Here is a 16,636-nt window from a genome sequence, read left to right on the forward strand (position 1 = left end):
CGTACCGTCAGCTTTCTAGTTAATGATGGGACTGCTAATAGCACCACCGTTACCCGCAATATTAATATTACGGCAGTGAATAGTGCGCCCGTTGCTACTGCCACCAACTCTGCCCTGGCATACACCGAAAATGCCACTACAGCCATAGACTCAGGCATCACTGTCAGCGATGCAGACTCCCCCAACCTTTCCAGTGCCACCGTTAGCATTACCAGTGGTTTTGTTTCTACTCAAGACATCCTCGCCTTTACCAACCAAAATGGAATTACGGGCAGTTACAACAGCAGCACAGGTATTTTAACCTTAACTGGCAGTTCCACCGTTGCTAATTATCAAACCGCACTGCGTTCCATTACTTATACCAACACCAGTGATAACCCCAGTACTACACCTCGTACCGTCAGCTTTCTAGTTAATGATGGGACTGCTAATAGCACCACCGTTACCCGCAATATTAATATTACGGCAGTGAATGATGCTCCCGTTGCTGTTAACGACAGCATCACCACAAATAAAAACACACCCATTATCATTAGTGGTACTACTCTGTTAGGCAATGATACAGATATCGATGTTAGTGATGTATTGAATATCACTGGCTTCACTCAACCTAGCCAAGGAAGCTTAGTTAACAACAACAACGGTACTTACACTTATACGCCCTTCGAAAACTATTATGGCTCCGACAGCTTCACTTACACCATAAGTGATGGGCAAGGAGGAAGTAGCACTGCTACCGTCAACTTGACCATTAATGAAATCACCCCTCCGATTAATGGCACTTTAGGTGCAGACAATCTGACTGGTACAGGGATCATGGATATCATCTCAGGGTTGCAGGGCAATGACACCCTCAACGGACTAGGTGATAACGACACTCTCGATGGCGGCGATGGAAATGATTTCTTAGATGGTGGTACAGGAGATGACAGTCTCCTTGGTGGTAAAGGCAATGATACTTATATAGTGGACAGCATCGGTGACATTATTACTGAAGCCGCCAGTGCAGGCACAGATTTAGTTAAATCTTCAGTAAGTTGGGTATTGGGAAATAACCTGGATAACTTGACCCTGACTGGAACCGACGCAATCAATGGTACTGGTAACAGCCTTAAGAATATTTTGATTGGAAATAGTGCCGCTAACACCTTGACCGGAGAAGGTGGCAATGATAGCCTCGTTGGTGGTGCAGGCAATGATAGTCTGATTGGCGGTGCAGGCAATGACACCTTGGATGGAGGTTTGGGATCTGACACTCTTGATGGTGGAGCAGGCAACGACATTTACACTGTAGACAACCTCAGCGATGTTATTGTTGAAGGCTTAAATGCAGGCACAGATTTAGTCAATTCTTCAGTGAGTTGGGTGTTGGGAAATAACCTGGAGAAGTTGACCCTGACTGGAAGCTCGGCAATCAATGGTACTGGTAACAGCCTTAATAACATCCTCATAGGAAATACTGGCGCTAACAACTTGAGCGGAGGAGATGGTAACGACAGCCTCTTCGGTAGCTCAGGTAATGACACTTTGTTGAGCGGTGCAGGTAATGACACCTTGGATGGAGGTGCAGGGATTGACAGTCTTGATGGTGGAGCAGGCAATGACATTTACACTGTAGACAACCTCAGCGATGTTATTGTTGAAGGCTTAAATGCAGGTATAGATTTAGTCAAGTCTTCGGTGAGTTGGGTGTTAGTAGATAACCTAGAGAACTTGACACTGACTGGAAGCACAGCAATCAACGGTACTGGTAACAGTCTTAATAATATCCTCATAGGAAATACTGGCGCTAACAAATTGAGTGGAGGAGATGGTAACGACAGCCTGATTGGTGGTACAGGTAATGACACCTTGTTGGGTGGTTCCGGCAATGACACTTTGGATGGAGGTGTGGGAATTGACAGTCTTGATGGTGGAGATGGTGACGACATTTATAGTGTAGACAGCCTCAGCGATATTGTTGTCGAAGGCTTAAATGCAGGCATAGATTTAGTCAAGTCTGCCGTGAGTTGGGTGTTGGGAAATAACCTGGAGCATTTAACACTGACTGGTAGTAAGGTAATCAATGGTACTGGTAACAGCCTTGATAATATTCTTACGGGAAATGGTGGCGCTAACAACTTGAGCGGAGGAGATGGTAACGACAGCCTCTTTGGTGGCTCAGGTAATGACACTTTGTTGGGCGGTGCAGGTGATGACATCTTGGATGGAGGAGCAGGGATTGACAGTCTTGTTGGAGGAGCAGGCAATGACATCTACACTGTTGACAACCTCAGCGATATTATTGTTGAAGGCTTAAATGCAGGCACAGATTTAGTCAATTCTTCGGTGAGTTGGGTATTGGGAGATCATTTGGAGAACTTGACTCTGACTGGAACCAAGGTAATCAATGGTACTGGTAACAGCCTTGATAATATCCTTACGGGAAATGGTGGTGCTAACATCTTGAGCGGAGGAGATGGTGACGACAGCCTCTTTGGTGGCTTAGGTAATGACACCTTGTTGGGCGGTGCAGGTGATGATCTACTCACTGGTGGAATTGGTCGAGATGTGCTGACTGGTGGAGTTGGGCGAGATAACTTCAACCTGGCTGATACCCGTACTGGAGGCTATGATATCATCACTGATTTTACTGTTGGAGATGATACTATTTTTGTTTCCAAGGCAGAATTCGGACTTAGCCAATCTCAAGATACGATACTAGATTCGGGTTTGTTCCGACTTGGGACTAGTGCGACAACAGCAAGCGATCGCTTTATGTATGATCAAACAACGGGGAATCTATTCTTTGATAAGGATGGAGTTGGTGGTACAGCACAAGTTCAAATAGCCCAGTTCTCAAATCAAGCAGTGCTTAGTAGTGCAGATATTACTGTAATTGCCTAACGGGAGCGAATCATAGCCAGAAAAGACAGATCACCCAGCAACAGACTGATAAACTGTTGCTGGGCTGCTTGCTGCCATTATTGAAGGAGAAACAAAAGCTAATATTTTGGCAGACTTGGCAAAAGGAAAGTTGAAGGACAAACGCGCCGAGTTAGAAGAAGCTTTAGCAGGACGAGTCAAGCCACACCACCGCTTCTTGTTAGCAGAACATTTGAGTCACATAGATTATTTGGATTAAGCCATTGTCCGTGTCAGCACTGAAATTGCAATTCGCCTGCACCCTTTTCAGGCAGAACTTGAACGACTCGATACTATTCCTGGCGTTAACCAACGTGTAGCACAAGTTATTTTAGCCGAGATTGGTACTGATATGAGCCGTTTCCCCAGTGCCGGACATCTCGCTGCTTGGGCTGGTATGTGTCCTGGCAACCGTGAAAGTGCAGGCAAACATAAAAACGTCAAATGTCAAAGTTGCTGCCCAGACTCCAAAGGACATATCTACCGAAAAATGTGATGAGATTTTGAGCGGTTCTCCAAGAAAAGTTTTACAAAAGATGACTAAGGAAGCTATATCAATTGCAAAATAACAGCAACGCAAGCTCAGCTTAGAGCTTGAGCCTTGTAGCTGCGAAAAGCTGAGAAATTCATACCTCATTTCGCTTATTTTTCCCTGTTTTACCCCATTTCTTTTAAAGGTTAGCGATCGGGTGGTCGCCGGGTATCTCGGTGGCTACCCTATCAATCTTACTGGCGATTGATTATGTCTGGAATTTGAAACAGGCGACCAGTTTTGACAAGTTGCGGCCTTTGCGGATTAAGGAAAACAAGTATCGCTGAAATGCTTATGTGGCATAGGTTTCAACATTAGGTACAATTTTCCTGTTTTGGCACGGTGATGTCTTTCACCGACAACTTAACTATTATTTCTAACTTTTGATAGACTATTTTATTTTGATTGATCTATCAAAAGTTGGGATAATATTTTTGGATGATAAGTAGGATTAATTTAAGACTTAATCAGGCATTTTTTATTGCAAAACTGTGATTTGAAAAGGGGATAAAAATACTTGAAAATCAAACATAGCAACGCGCAGAGAAATATCAATTAGAGCGCGAATGCTTTTCATCTAATCTCTGTGATAAAAATGTTATTGTCTGTCCAAAATGCTAAATTTTGGAAAAATACTTACTGGAAAAATACTCACCTGGGTTTAGTAATCACAAAACTTGATAATTTACGGAGTTTAATAAGAGAGGCATTATGAAGAAGTTAGTGTCTAATTTACCAAGCCATTTGATTTTGTTCTTAGTAATTATGGCTCCATCTGTAGTGGTTTCTGAGCTAGTACAAGCTGCGAACTCTAATCAAAATATTCCAGTTAAGGAGGCTATGAACCCTGTAGATACTATTAATTTTTCCTCTAGTTTAAGTGAAAAGATACAAGCTATTACAGGAAACAGACAAACTGTAGTAGTTGATCCACACGAACCTCAGCTACTAGCGCGAAGACCAAAATTTCGCTTGTTTGATAATGGTCCTAGTTTCGTACAAAACCAACCCTATCAAGCTAATCAACAAGGTAATCGTCCTTCAGCATTAGAAACTTTTCAATCTTTGATACATTAAAGTTTAGTGGATGAGAAAGCATAATTAATTTAGAAAAAACTGATAATTCTAAATTAATTATGCGTCTAAAATATTGTCAAAACTCACTGTTTAAACTTATGAAATCGGAAGCTAGACAGGTTCAATTTGTGGTCAAAACTTCTAAGCTTTGTAACTTACGCTGTCGCTATTGTTATGAATACTTAGAACTAGGTGATAGAACAAAAATTGCGCTAGAACAACTGGATAAAATGTATCATCACATTGCTAATTATTATAGTCAGATTGACTTGAAAACAGACATTCAGTTTGTTTGGCATGGTGGAGAACCACTCTTGCAATCACCTGATTATTATTGGCGTACTTTTGACCATCAGCAACAGATTTTTGGAGAACTGGCAAGTTCTGTTACTAATGTAGTTCAAACTAACCTGACAACACTTAACAAAGAAAGTATCCGATTATTATCCGAGGGATTTGATGGTGTCGGTGTTTCTGTTGACTTATTTGGAGGTCTACGTGTTAAGCAATCAGGAGTTGATTCTTTATTAACAGTTTTAAAAAATATGGATCGCTTACTAAATGCAAATGTTTCCTTTGGATGTATTACTGTTTTAAGTAAATTAAATTTACCTTATCTTCAAGAGATTTTTAAATTTTATGAAAAGATGAAGCTTCATTTTCGGATTTTACCACTATTCAATGGAGCTTTTGAAGGGCAACATCAAGGATTTGAAATTACTCCACAAGAAGTTCTGCAAGCTTTTTGCACTCTTGTAGATATGTGGATGGAAAGCCAAAATATGGTAATGATTTTGCCAATTATGGAATATATAGAAATAATTCTTCGTCACTATAGCTCTGATTCTCAACCATATTTTTACGATAAGACGGAATGGGAATCAATTTATGTAGTGAATGTTAATGGTGATATTTATAGTTATGGAGATGCTTATAAACCAGAATTTTGTCATGGAAATTTATTTAAAAGTCCTTTAGAAAATATTATTTTAAGCCCTGTACATAAAAAAGTAATATCCGCAGCAGAAGAACGCATGATGTCTGTCTGTACTTCCTGCCAATATTTTGGAAGTTGTAGCGGTTATCCAATGGCTGAAGAAGCTATTATTAATAATCAATTTGATGAAGAAGGCAATATTGATTGTATCATCGAAAAAGGAATTTTAAAACACATAGAATCACGTTTAATCCAATCGGGAATTATTGAACCAATTTCTCGAAAAATCAATATTGAACAGCCAAAGCAATTCCCAGTAGTTTCAGCATTAGACTGTCCGTTATAAAAAAATACTTTTAATTAGGGAAACATAGAAGTTTTTAGGTAATCTTTGTGATGATTACAAGTGAAAATTTAAATTTAAAAAAAAGCATCCAAATTTTTTATCCCATCAATTCTGGAGGAAATAATCCCAGAATTAGACTGAGTTCCGGAACATTCCAAAAAATCGAATTAGAAGACGATAAAGTTAAATATCGCAGTGGTGCTTTTCTACCCAAAGAACCTTGGAGACAAACGAATACAACAGAATATAACCTGCTTTTTAGCAATGAAGCTATGTCCAAACCGAAGACATGGGATATCGGTTCACATATAGCTATAGTTCGCATTCCCGACTATGCCTTGTTGCCTTTGGGAAAATTTAATTTTCGTTCAATAGAAACAGTAGAAGAGTATCAATCTATTGTCAGTAATCTTGAAGGTGAAAACGCAATTAAAGAAGTTCTCAACCGTCTTTCAGATTACATTTTAAATCCTCAAAATTTAGAAATATTAGGTATTCAAGTTACTGAGCCTAATTTCAAAACTGTAACTGTTAATTATTATGGCAATTCTAACGAAAAACTGTTCGTTGGTATGCACCTTGATAGTTGGGATAAAGCACCATTGAGACGCAGACATAAATCCCGAAATAGAATTTGCATTAATTTAGGGCAAGAAGATAGATTTTTTTTGTTTATTAACCTAACTCTGATGGATATGTTTCGGCATTTGGGGTTGTCTGAGACTGAGGATATTCATAAGCATTATAGAGGTACAGAAATAGGGTACGAGTTTATGCTGCGATATCCTTCATATCCTGTAGTTCAATTAAGAGTTGCACCAGGGGAAGCATATATTGCTCCCACTGATAATATAATTCATGAAGCTTCCACTATCGGTAATCATTATCCTGATATTACTTTGACTTTTATTGGCTATTTTGGAATATGAAAACATTGACTCGAATCATCGTGCAGGTCTCCCGCCCAGGAGGTTCTTCTGCCAAAGCTCACCCAAGCTATAGTCTTCCAGCCATGCCTCCAATTCATGCTGATTCAGCCTCCGAAGGGAGGAAGTTCCCTCATCGCGGTCTACAACAGTCACTTGAAGCCTTTATGGGCAATACAATTGCAAACTTTTAACTTTCTTCTTGGGGATAACTATTTTTCTCGCGTTTGAGGCTTTCTTCTAAGGCTTGAATTTGTTCGCGTCTAGCTTCCAACTCTAAGGAACGCCTTGCTAAGTCTTGGTTTTGCAACGTCAGAGATTGCCGCCAATGTTCTGCTCGCTCGGCTTCGTGCTGCAAAAATTCTGGGGTAATGCCGATGGTGAGGTAGCTTTGTACCAGATGCAGTACCCAGTTGGTGGCATCTTCTAGTCTTTCAATATCGCCTGTAGGGGAAAGTTCCACTAAAACAAGCAAGTTTTCACTCATGATCTTTCCCTTGCCTAGCAGAATGAAGGCCTCTTCGGGAATTATCGCCCACAAGTTATCAGCTTCTTGACGCGCCAACAAGTGTAACTGGTGCTGGTCTAAAAAATCGTTTTTACGCACCTGGGCTAGATATAGCATGAGGGTTGCTTCGCTCCAATTCAAAATTCAAAATTCAAAAAAAATTTAATAAAAAAATAAATGCCAGAATTAATATTTTGTTAATTGGTTTGGTAATGGGTAATTGGGAATTATTGACACTCCCATCACCCATTACAGTTATCCTAAGCCACGTAGGCGATCGCTACGACAACCCATTGAGGCGATCGCGCAGAATTTCCGCTTGTTTCTGTGCCTCAGCTAAAGCGTCCCGCGCTGCTTGCACTACATCAGCAGGCGCTTGTTCAACAAACTTAGGATTGCTTAATCTAGCACGTAAACCACTAATTTCTGCTTCTACCTTGTTCAGGCGTTTTTGTAGTTTGGCACTAACTGCTTCGACATCTACCACGCCAGCAAGGGGAATTAGCACTTGAACTGTCCCAATTACACCAGCGATCGCATTTTCTGGTTCTTGTACTTGTTCTAATTCTCTCTGCGGGAAAAATCGGCTCCATAACCTAAGTCTTGCTTGAGCAGTTAGTAAATTTTGGCTAACAAACCAAGCTGTGTAACCAAAACCAACTAGTTCAAAGAAAGTTCCGACGATGGGAGTGTCATCAATAGCATTCCCCACAGCCAAACCTAGTCTACCAAAGACAATGGCAACAATAATTAAGCCAATTGTCTTCAAACCCCTCTGAGGTTTTTTAGCAGCAACAGTTTGGTTTTCTTCCTTGTCAGTAATGGTTAAAGTCTCAACCTTAGCCAAATCTTTAATATAAGCCTGTCCAGCAGTCAGGATTTCCCGCTCTTTTTCGCTTTCACTTTGCAAATTCGCTGTCACTTTTACCCCTGGCTTAATATCCGCTTCAGCCCGCAAATTCCGAATTGTGCGGATAGTGCCAATCAGCAATTCAAACTGTTCTTCCAAAGCTGGATCAACCAAGTTTGTATCTACCTGGGGATAGGTTTGTAATGGTAAAGTTTGCGGGGAATCTGCTGGTTGTTGCGTAAGAGTTTGCCAAATTTCCTCGGTAATATGAGGCATGAACGGATGAAGCAGTTTCAAAATTCCTTCCAATATGTAGCCGAGGGTTTGCTGTGCTACCCGCCGCGATGCCGGATCAGCATCTGCTTGCAGCCTGGATTTCACCAGTTCAATATACTGATCGCAGAAATCACCCCAAATGAATTCGTACAATCCCTTAGCTGCTTCCCCTAAACCGTAATTATCGATGTAATTGGTGGTTTGTTTGACAACTTGATGATACCGCGAGATAATCCAGCGATCGCTCAATTCGATAGCTACTGGGTTCCCCAATTGTTGCGGCGTCTGTCCATCCAAATTCATCATCACAAATCGGGCTGCATTCCACAACTTATTTGCAAAGTTGCGAGACGCCTCTACAGATGGTGATTCATCCTTTTTGCGATCGTATTCCAAGCGGATATCTTGACCAGCGCCAGCCACTTCCCTAATTAGGGTGTAGCGCAAGGCATCAGTACCATATTTGTCAATCAGTAACAATGGGTCAATGCCATTACCTTTGGTTTTTGACATCTTCTGACCTTTTTCATCTAGCACCAAGCCGTGGATGTAAACCGTTTGGAAAGGCATCTGCTGCGTAAAATGCCCAGCCATCATTGTCATTCTGGCTACCCAGAAAAAGATGATGTCAAAGCCTGTTACCAAAGTGGTAGTCGGGTAGTAAGTTGCTAAATCCTGAGTTTGTTCCGGCCAGCCCAAAGTCGAAAATGGCCAGAGTCCAGAAGAAAACCAGGTATCTAGCACATCTGGGTCTTGTTCTAGCTGGACATTTTCACCAAATTGTGATTTAGCTTTTTCCCAAGCTTCAGTTTCCGATTTCGCTACTACAAACGGCGTGTTATCGGTAATTTGCCCATCTGTTTCACTAACAGCGTACCAAGCTGGAATTTGGTGTCCCCACCATAATTGACGAGAGATACACCAATCTTTGAGTTTTACTAGCCAATCACGATAGACCTTAGTCCAGCGTTGGGGGACAAACTCTGGAGAAGTTTGCTGGTCGAGGAATTCTAAAGTGTTGTCAGCTAAGGGGCGAATTTTGACGAACCATTGAGTTGAGAGGAGGGGTTCAATAGGTACTTTACCGCGATCGCTGTAGGGAATGGTATGTTTATAATCTTCTATCTTCACCAAAAAGCCATCTGTCTCTAAGCGAGAAACCACATTTTTTCTAGCAACAAAGCGGTCTTGTCCTTGAAACTCCCCAGCGTTGGCATTGAGAGTGCCGTCTTTATTCATAATGTTGATGAACGGCAGATTATGACGCTTACCCATGTCAAAATCGTTCGGGTCATGGGCGGGAGTTACCTTCACGCAACCTGTGCCGAAGGTGGGATCAACGAATTCATCGCCAATAATGGGAATTTCTCGTTGTAGAATTGGCAGAGTTAAAGTTTTGCCGATGAGATGTTTGTAGCGATCGTCATTGGGATTAACTGCTACAGCAGTATCACCCAGCATCGTTTCTGGTCGAGTTGTCGCCACCTCTACATAACCGGAACCATCGGTGAGGGGATAGCGGAAGTGCCAGAGATTTCCATTCACCTCTTGATTTTCCACTTCTACGTCAGACACCGCCGACTGAGAAGCGGGACACCAGTTAACTAAATATTCACCACGATAAATTAAACCTTCCTCGTAGAGGCGAGTAAACGCCTCGACAACAGCTTTAGATAAACCCTCATCGAGGGTAAACCTTTCCCGTGACCAGTCCACCGAGACACCTAAGCGTCGTAGCTGATTAAGAATTGTTCCCTCAGACTCCGCCTTCCATTGCCAAGCGCGTTCTAAAAACTTCTCGCGCCCCAATTCGTAGCGAGTCTTACCCTCTTTTTTGAGTTGCTTTTCTAGCATACTATGCACAGCAATGCTGGCGTGGTCAGTTCCGGGTAGCCACAGGGTATTGCGTCCCTGCATCCTGTGGTAGCGCACGAGGGTATCAATCAACGCACTTTCAAAAGCGTGACCCATGTGTAAGCTGCCAGTAACATTTGGCGGGGGAATGACGATGCAGTAGGGTTCGCCGCCTTTGTTGGGGTCAGCTTTGTAAACTTGGTTGTCTTCCCAGAATTTTTGCCATTTGGCTTCGGTGGAAAAGGGGTCGTAGAGACTGGGGAGATTGGGAATGGTTGCGGTCATGCGGGAAAACTAAGGAAGGACTCTAATAAATTTTGCCATAGGGTTGGAGAGGGATTGATGGAAACGAACCGCAGAGGCGCAGAGAACGCGGAGGGAAGAGAGTTAGGAGAGGAAATGAATCGGCTTACGGGTGAGGTGATTGGAGCGGCGATTGAGGTGCATAGGGTGTTGGGGCCAGGGTTTTTGGAGGAGGTGTATAAGGAGGCACTAATTATAGAATTTTTTAGGTGCGGGATACCTCATGTAGTTGAGAAGTCGGTAACAGTAAATTACAAAGGACATGAAGTAGGCAAGGGTAGATTAGACTTTCTGGTTGCCAATTGTCTAATTGTGGAATTAAAAGCTGTTCAAAATTTGGCCCCAATCCACGAAGCTCAAGTCCTCTCATACCTTAAAATGACTAATTACCCCTTAGCCCTTCTCATCAACTTTAACGTCCCCCTCCTCAAAGACGGCATCAAACGCATCATCCTCTCTTAATCTCTCTGCGCCCTCTGCGCCTCTGCGGTTCGTCCCCAAATCCATGAAACACCAAACAACCTCCCCTGGGACATTCATCCCCACCCTATATTTCACCTCCGGCATACCTTACATTATCATCAACACAGTTTCCGTTATCTTTTACAAAAAACTCGGAATAGATAACACTCAAATCGCCTTGTGGACAAGTTTTCTCTATCTACCTTGGGTGATCAAAATGTTTTGGGCCCCAATTGTTGATATTTACTCTACCAAACGCAAATGGATACTTTGTACCCAATTTGCCATGTTCTGCTGCTTGGGTTTGATAGCCTTATCCTTACAACTACCAAATTTCTTTTTCATCTCCCTCGCAACATTAACAATAGGAGCATTTATTTCTGCAACTTATGATATTGCTACAGATGGCTTCTATCTACTGGCTTTATCTCCAGAACAACAAGCCTTTTTTGTTGGCATTCGCTCACTGTTTTATCGAATGGCTGTCATTTTTGGCTCTGGAATATTAGTAGTCTTAGCGGGTCAGCTTGAAGTATATCTCAACAACATTCCTTTAAGCTGGACTATAGCTATTGGCTTCTCAGCTTTAATTTTAGCAATCCTGTTTATTTACCATCGCCTAATTTTACCTTTACCTGAGTCAGATAATAAACAACAGCTACAGGCTACAGAAAAGATACCCTTTTGGCCAATTATTAGCTCATATTTTGCTCAAGATAAAATTATAAATATTTTAGCATTTATCTTACTCTACAGACTTGGCGAAGCAATGCTTGTGAAGATAGCCTCTTTATTTTTATTGGACAAACCAGAAGTAGGAGGCTTAGGTCTATCAACATCAGATGTCGGGTTAGCCTACGGGACATTTGGAGTAATATCCCTAATCTGTGGAGGAATTTTAGGAGGCTTGCTAATTTCTAGATATGGATTAAAAAAATGTCTGTTTCCTATGGCTTTAGCTTTGAATTTACCTGATATATTTTATGTATATATGGCTTACGCCAAACCTTCACTTACATTAGTATATCCCTTGGTTTCCTTGGAACAATTTGGGTATGGTTTTGGATTTACAGCTTTTAGTGTTTATTTAATGTATATCAGCCAAGGCAAATATAAAACTTCTCATTTTGCTATCTCCACTGGCATTATGGCTTTAGGAATGATGTTACCCGGCTTAATTAGCGGTTATCTGCAAAAAGCATTTGGATATCCATTATTTTTTATCATGGTCTGTTTGTTCACAATTCCTGGAATGATTGCTCTATTTTTTATTCCTTTAAAAGAAGAACCAAAGCATCAGAATAATTAATATTATTACAGAACATGAGTTATGTTTTAGGAATAGATGGCGGCGGTAGCAAGACTGTTTGTGTCTTAATGAATGATTTACGTCAAGTGCTAGGTCGTGGTAAAGCAGGTTCATCTAATTATCAGACTATAGGTATCGAAGCAACTTTACAATCTATTCAATCAGCAATTCATCATGCGCTTGAAGCAGCAATAATTACAAATACTGTGAATATTGACGCGATATGTTTGGGTTTAGCAGGTGTAAGTCGTGCAGCAGATATTGAAGTAGTGGAAGGTTTCGTTAAAGAGTTACAAAATAACAAATTGCCTATTTATTGGGCATTCCAACCAGCGAATATTGTAATTTGTAACGATGCTTTAATTGCTTTAGTTGGTGGAATTGGTCAGTCTGTAGGAATTGTGGTTGCGGCAGGTACTGGTTCGATAGTTTTCGGCCGAAATCATCAGGGATATACGAAGCGAGTTGGCGGCTGGGGGTATATTTTAGGTGATGAAGGTAGCGCCTATAAAATTGCGATCGCAGGCATGAACGCAGCATTAAAATCTTATGATGGACGAGATATCTCAACGAGTTTGATAGAGGGTTTCAAACAGCATCTTGATTTAGAAAGTATAGAAGATTTAATAGAAGTAATATATCGGCGAGAATGGGGAGTTAAACAGATAGCAGCTTTAGCACCAATTGTAGATTTCGCAGCAGCGTCAGGGGATATAGTAGCGAATCTCATAATTGATGATGCTGTAAAAGAATTAGTGAAAGCTACATCTACAGTAATTGATGCAATTTTTACTACTGACTCAGTTTTAGAAGTAGTTACAACGGGAAGTGTATGGCGCGGTAGATGCAATATCCATGAAAGATTTGCAGCATCTCTTGTTAGGAAGTTTCCTAATGTAAAGGTGATTTTTCCGAGGTATGAGCCTGCTTATGGTGCTGGGTTATTAGCGTTGCAAACAACTCAAAATTGACGCGAAGAAAGCAATAATAAGAGTTTTCAGTCTGCAAATATGCGCCCAAAAAAAGTTACTATTTCAGACCAAGCTGCTGTGGTAGCACTAGAATCATAACGATAACCGTCGTCGCGCATGAATGTATGTTCTGCTTCATACAAGAAAACTTGGTGAGGTATGTTAGCATCCTCAATTGCTTTTATTATGGTTTGGCGATCGCTTTCTGGTATATGAGGGTCAAGAGTACCAAACACCATTAGCATCTCGCCTTTGATTTCACTAACTCTCTGGATTGTATCGGCTACCTCTTTACCCAGTTTACCGCTGGGAATCCCAGTAGGGTAACAGCAGACACAAGCCCGAATTTCGTTTTGAAATGCTGCGCGGAAGGCTAAATGTCCACCAATACAAAAGCCGAGAGTGCCTATTTGATTTGGAGAAACCGCACTCTCTCCTTTCAGAAATTCAATCACAGCAAGACAATCGGCATCATAATCAGCTACGGAGGTTCGACGCGCATCGTCATTACCCCGCATCCTTCCCAGATCGTCTGGCTCAATCACTAAACCAACTGGCTCAATTCGGTGAAAAATTTCTGGCGCTGCTACTACATAGCCGTATCCTGCTAAGTAGTTAGCTAGACGAATCATTGGATCGCCTAACTGATAAATATCACTGTAGAACACAATACCAGGGTATTTTCCTGCTACTTTGGGAGCCGCAACATAAACACGCATTAAGCTGCCATCTACTCTTAATTCAACATTACGCTTAGTGATTTGCACTTTTTTTCTCCGTGTTATGCTTGCTGTCATTAGCTTCTACACTGTAGCGCCACAGCATCCGGTTACTTTCAACCCACAATTTAGCGTTTTTCTGCCATGATTGCGATCGCTTAATATGCCCAGTGAAAGTTTGTGCGATCGCCTTAATACACCCGTTACCTTAGCTACGGTAGGCTAGTTAGAACTTATACCAATAATTAGTAAAGGGGATAGATGACATTCGCTTGTGGCGAAGCACCCATCCCCGAATAGCTGCCCAGATGATGAACCTGGAATCCTATAGTCCGGTATCTAATCATCCCAGTATCGGCCGAGATATGTCGATTGTCACTAGGATAGATACTGATTTATAAAATATCTATGAAAAGATAGTTACACAATTACTCTTGTTCAACTCTTCTTCCGTCCCCCATCGCCAACAGCGCCGTCCCGTAAGCTGCTTCTGTGTATACTGACGCTACGATAGGAACCTGCAAATGACGCGCCCTAATCGCAGTCCAGGTGTCATTCACCGCGCCACCGCCAGCAGTATAAACACGGCTCAACTTGTCTGCGCCCATTTGTTGTAATAATTCATACCCTCGCGCTTCTATGCGGGCAATGCTTTCTAACAACCCATGCAAAAATTCTCCTGGGTGATCTGGGCGTGGTTCCAAACGCGGCGGTAGATTCGGATCATTAATGGGAAAGCGATCGCCTACCTTCAACAACGGATAATAGTCTAACTCGCTAGGTTTTGATGCATCAATCTCACGGCTAAGATTTTCTAACTCAGCATTTGTGAAAAATTGCTTAAGTACTGCACCTCCAGTATTAGAAGCACCCCCAGTCAGCCACAAATCACCCAACCGATGGCTATAAATCCCATATCTGGCATCTTCTACACGGGTACGACTTAACAACTTTAGTACCAGTGTTGAACCAAGGGAAGTCACAGCTTCACCAGGTAATTTTGCCCCACTGGCGAGAAAAGCCGCAATACTATCAGTTGTACCTGCACACACCAGACAATCACGGCGGAAACCGAATTTGTTCGCAATTTCAGGGTGTAATTCTGCAATCGGAGTACCAGGAGTTAAAACCTTGGGTAACTGAATCGGTATTTCCAGCTTTTCTAGCCATTCTGGGTATTTCAACTCTTCTACGTCATAACCCAGCTTTAAAGCATTATGGTAATCGCTAATACCCAACTGTCCATGCAGGAGAAACGCCAGCCAATCTGCTTGATGCAAGAAATATCTAGCTTCACTAAAAGAGGGTAATTGCCTCATCCACAAAAGTTTAGCCAGGCTGGAGGTGGCACTCAATACGGTATGATTGGGGGGTGCGATACTCCTCAAATGCTCTAGGACAGATGATCCCCGCGCATCGTTGTACAAAAGTGGTGCATCTGTTGGATTGCCAGCCGCATCAACCAGCAAGACGGTGGAGGAAGTACCATTAATTGCGATCGCTTTAATTTTTCGCCGCAATTGGTCAGGTATTTGTTCCACCAGCATAAACAAAGCCTCCTGCCAAATTTTTGGCGTAACGGCGGCTGGTGAGTCCTGGAAGGGATATCGTACCTCAGCCTGAATACAAGAGGCTTCCTCGTCAATCACCACACCGCGTGCGCCAGAAGTGCCGAAGTCGATACCCAAATACAAATTCATATTTTTATAAATTTTTCTAATGGAGAATTAACTAATGGCTACTGACTAATAACTGCTTTTGTTGCATCTTGTAACAAGATATTCCACAATCTTGGCAAAACAAGGAAAAGTAGTAAACGAACTGTTCAAAATCTATTCAGGTTAGGAGGTTTTCAGCCATGCCTATCTTAGATACTCTGTACATTGCTCAGATATCTTCCATCTCGGATACTCAAGTCTACATCGCTCTAGTTGTGGCACTGATCCCAGGAGTTCTAGCTTGGCGATTAGCCACAGAACTTTACAAATAACGCTACGATGTGACACAGTTAAAAAGCTAATAATCCTGGCAGTACGGGGTGCAATTTCCAGCTGCTTGTGGCTTTATGCCATAAGTAGCTACGAAACTGGCACTTACGTAAGCCAGGTTATTTTTTAACTGGTGCAACACTTGTAGCTATTTCAAAAAAATGAAGTAATATGACAGCTAAATCAAGCAGTAATTAGCGCCAGAGGGCTTTTACAGTGCTTCCCTTCATTAAGCGAGGTTATCTTTTAGCATCATGAACGCGATTCAACCATCCAGACCACCGTTACAACCTATACAAAAACGCCGGGTCATTCCTCGACCAAAGCGGCATCTTCGTCAACGTTCTTACCAGGTGATGGCGCTGGAAAGCACAGCCAAAATAGCGGTTAATGTTGTGATCACAGCCATTGCAGCATCTGCCTTAACACAACTTTTACCTTATCACTGGTCACAGCAAGAAAAGTTGCGAGAAATTAGTACTGAAGTCAAGCTGATGGAAGGACATGTCAATGGTTTGCAGACGGAATTTAGCCGTAACTTCGATCCTCAGCAAACTAAAAGTATTATGCAACAACAGGGATATCGATTTGATCCCAGCCAGCGTCGGGTCATATTGATGAATCCGGATCGCCGAGAAAATGAACAAACAGAGTCATCACCCTAAGACAAATAG

Annotated in this window: 15 protein-coding genes; 11 read left to right on the forward strand and 4 right to left on the reverse strand. The window is 41.9% G+C overall.

Annotated features, from left to right (window positions below; all coding sequences use genetic code 11):
* The 6 genes from ACEYW6_RS24580 to ACEYW6_RS24605 all read left to right on the forward strand — a co-directional run.
* Positions 1-2,886 (forward strand): beta strand repeat-containing protein (locus tag ACEYW6_RS24580; RefSeq protein ID WP_412981816.1); only part of this gene is annotated, 2,886 nt, incomplete at its 5' end.
* 106 nt (positions 2,887-2,992) lie between these two features.
* The gene (locus tag ACEYW6_RS24585; protein ID WP_412981817.1) at positions 2,993-3,124 is read left to right on the forward strand and encodes a hypothetical protein; all 132 of its coding nucleotides are present in this window, start codon (positions 2,993-2,995) and stop codon (positions 3,122-3,124) included.
* A gap of 36 nt (positions 3,125-3,160) precedes the next feature.
* Complete coding sequence (locus ACEYW6_RS24590; protein ID WP_412981843.1) at positions 3,161-3,400, forward strand: IS110 family transposase; 240 nt, start codon at positions 3,161-3,163, stop codon at positions 3,398-3,400.
* 747 nt (positions 3,401-4,147) lie between these two features.
* The gene (locus ACEYW6_RS24595) at positions 4,148-4,513 is read left to right on the forward strand and encodes a hypothetical protein (RefSeq protein WP_412981818.1); all 366 of its coding nucleotides are present in this window, start codon (positions 4,148-4,150) and stop codon (positions 4,511-4,513) included.
* A 98-nt stretch (positions 4,514-4,611) separates the two neighbouring features.
* Positions 4,612-5,796, forward strand: coding sequence for a radical SAM protein (locus tag ACEYW6_RS24600; RefSeq protein WP_412981819.1), 1,185 nt, complete (start codon positions 4,612-4,614; stop codon positions 5,794-5,796).
* 50 nt (positions 5,797-5,846) lie between these two features.
* Positions 5,847-6,725, forward strand: coding sequence for a hypothetical protein (locus ACEYW6_RS24605; RefSeq protein WP_412981820.1), 879 nt, complete (start codon positions 5,847-5,849; stop codon positions 6,723-6,725).
* A 187-nt stretch (positions 6,726-6,912) separates the two neighbouring features.
* Here ACEYW6_RS24605 and ACEYW6_RS24610 read toward each other — a convergent pair whose 3' ends face one another.
* Positions 6,913-7,347 (reverse strand): hypothetical protein, encoded by a 435-nt coding sequence (locus tag ACEYW6_RS24610; RefSeq protein ID WP_412981821.1) that lies wholly within the window; start codon positions 7,345-7,347, stop codon positions 6,913-6,915.
* 163 nt (positions 7,348-7,510) lie between these two features.
* Complete coding sequence (locus tag ACEYW6_RS24615) at positions 7,511-10,495, reverse strand: valine--tRNA ligase (RefSeq protein ID WP_412981822.1); 2,985 nt, start codon at positions 10,493-10,495, stop codon at positions 7,511-7,513.
* Positions 10,496-10,552: 57 nt separating this feature from the next.
* Here ACEYW6_RS24615 and ACEYW6_RS24620 point away from each other — a divergent pair, with 57 nt between their 5' ends.
* The 3 genes from ACEYW6_RS24620 to ACEYW6_RS24630 are packed head-to-tail and all read left to right on the forward strand — an operon-like array spanning position 10,553 to position 13,255.
* Positions 10,553-10,975, forward strand: coding sequence for a GxxExxY protein (locus tag ACEYW6_RS24620; protein ID WP_412981823.1), 423 nt, complete (start codon positions 10,553-10,555; stop codon positions 10,973-10,975).
* 43 nt (positions 10,976-11,018) lie between these two features.
* On the forward strand, positions 11,019-12,284 hold the full coding sequence (locus ACEYW6_RS24625; protein WP_412981824.1) for an MFS transporter: 1,266 nt from the start codon (positions 11,019-11,021) through the stop codon (positions 12,282-12,284).
* 14 nt (positions 12,285-12,298) lie between these two features.
* Positions 12,299-13,255: an N-acetylglucosamine kinase gene (locus tag ACEYW6_RS24630; protein ID WP_412981825.1), complete on the forward strand. Its 957-nt coding sequence runs from the start codon at positions 12,299-12,301 to the stop codon at positions 13,253-13,255.
* Between the two features lie 26 nt (positions 13,256-13,281).
* Here ACEYW6_RS24630 and ACEYW6_RS24635 read toward each other — a convergent pair whose 3' ends face one another.
* Positions 13,282-14,022, reverse strand: a complete 741-nt coding sequence (locus ACEYW6_RS24635; protein ID WP_412981826.1) for a dienelactone hydrolase family protein — start codon at positions 14,020-14,022, stop codon at positions 13,282-13,284.
* A 380-nt stretch (positions 14,023-14,402) separates the two neighbouring features.
* Positions 14,403-15,674 carry an FGGY-family carbohydrate kinase gene (locus ACEYW6_RS24640; RefSeq protein WP_412981827.1) on the reverse strand — a complete coding sequence of 424 codons (1,272 nt, stop codon included), beginning with the start codon at positions 15,672-15,674 and terminating at the stop codon, positions 14,403-14,405.
* Between the two features lie 200 nt (positions 15,675-15,874).
* Here ACEYW6_RS24640 and psaM point away from each other — a divergent pair, with 200 nt between their 5' ends.
* Positions 15,875-15,964, forward strand: a complete 90-nt coding sequence (gene psaM, locus ACEYW6_RS24645) for a photosystem I reaction center subunit XII (protein WP_040630342.1) — start codon at positions 15,875-15,877, stop codon at positions 15,962-15,964.
* Between the two features lie 252 nt (positions 15,965-16,216).
* Positions 16,217-16,627: a hypothetical protein gene (locus ACEYW6_RS24650; RefSeq protein ID WP_412981828.1), complete on the forward strand. Its 411-nt coding sequence runs from the start codon at positions 16,217-16,219 to the stop codon at positions 16,625-16,627.
* Positions 16,628-16,636 lie beyond the last annotated feature (9 nt).

It is taken from the genome of Nostoc sp. UIC 10607 (assembly GCF_047228265.1).
Classification (GTDB): domain Bacteria; phylum Cyanobacteriota; class Cyanobacteriia; order Cyanobacteriales; family Nostocaceae; genus Nostoc; species Nostoc foliaceum_A.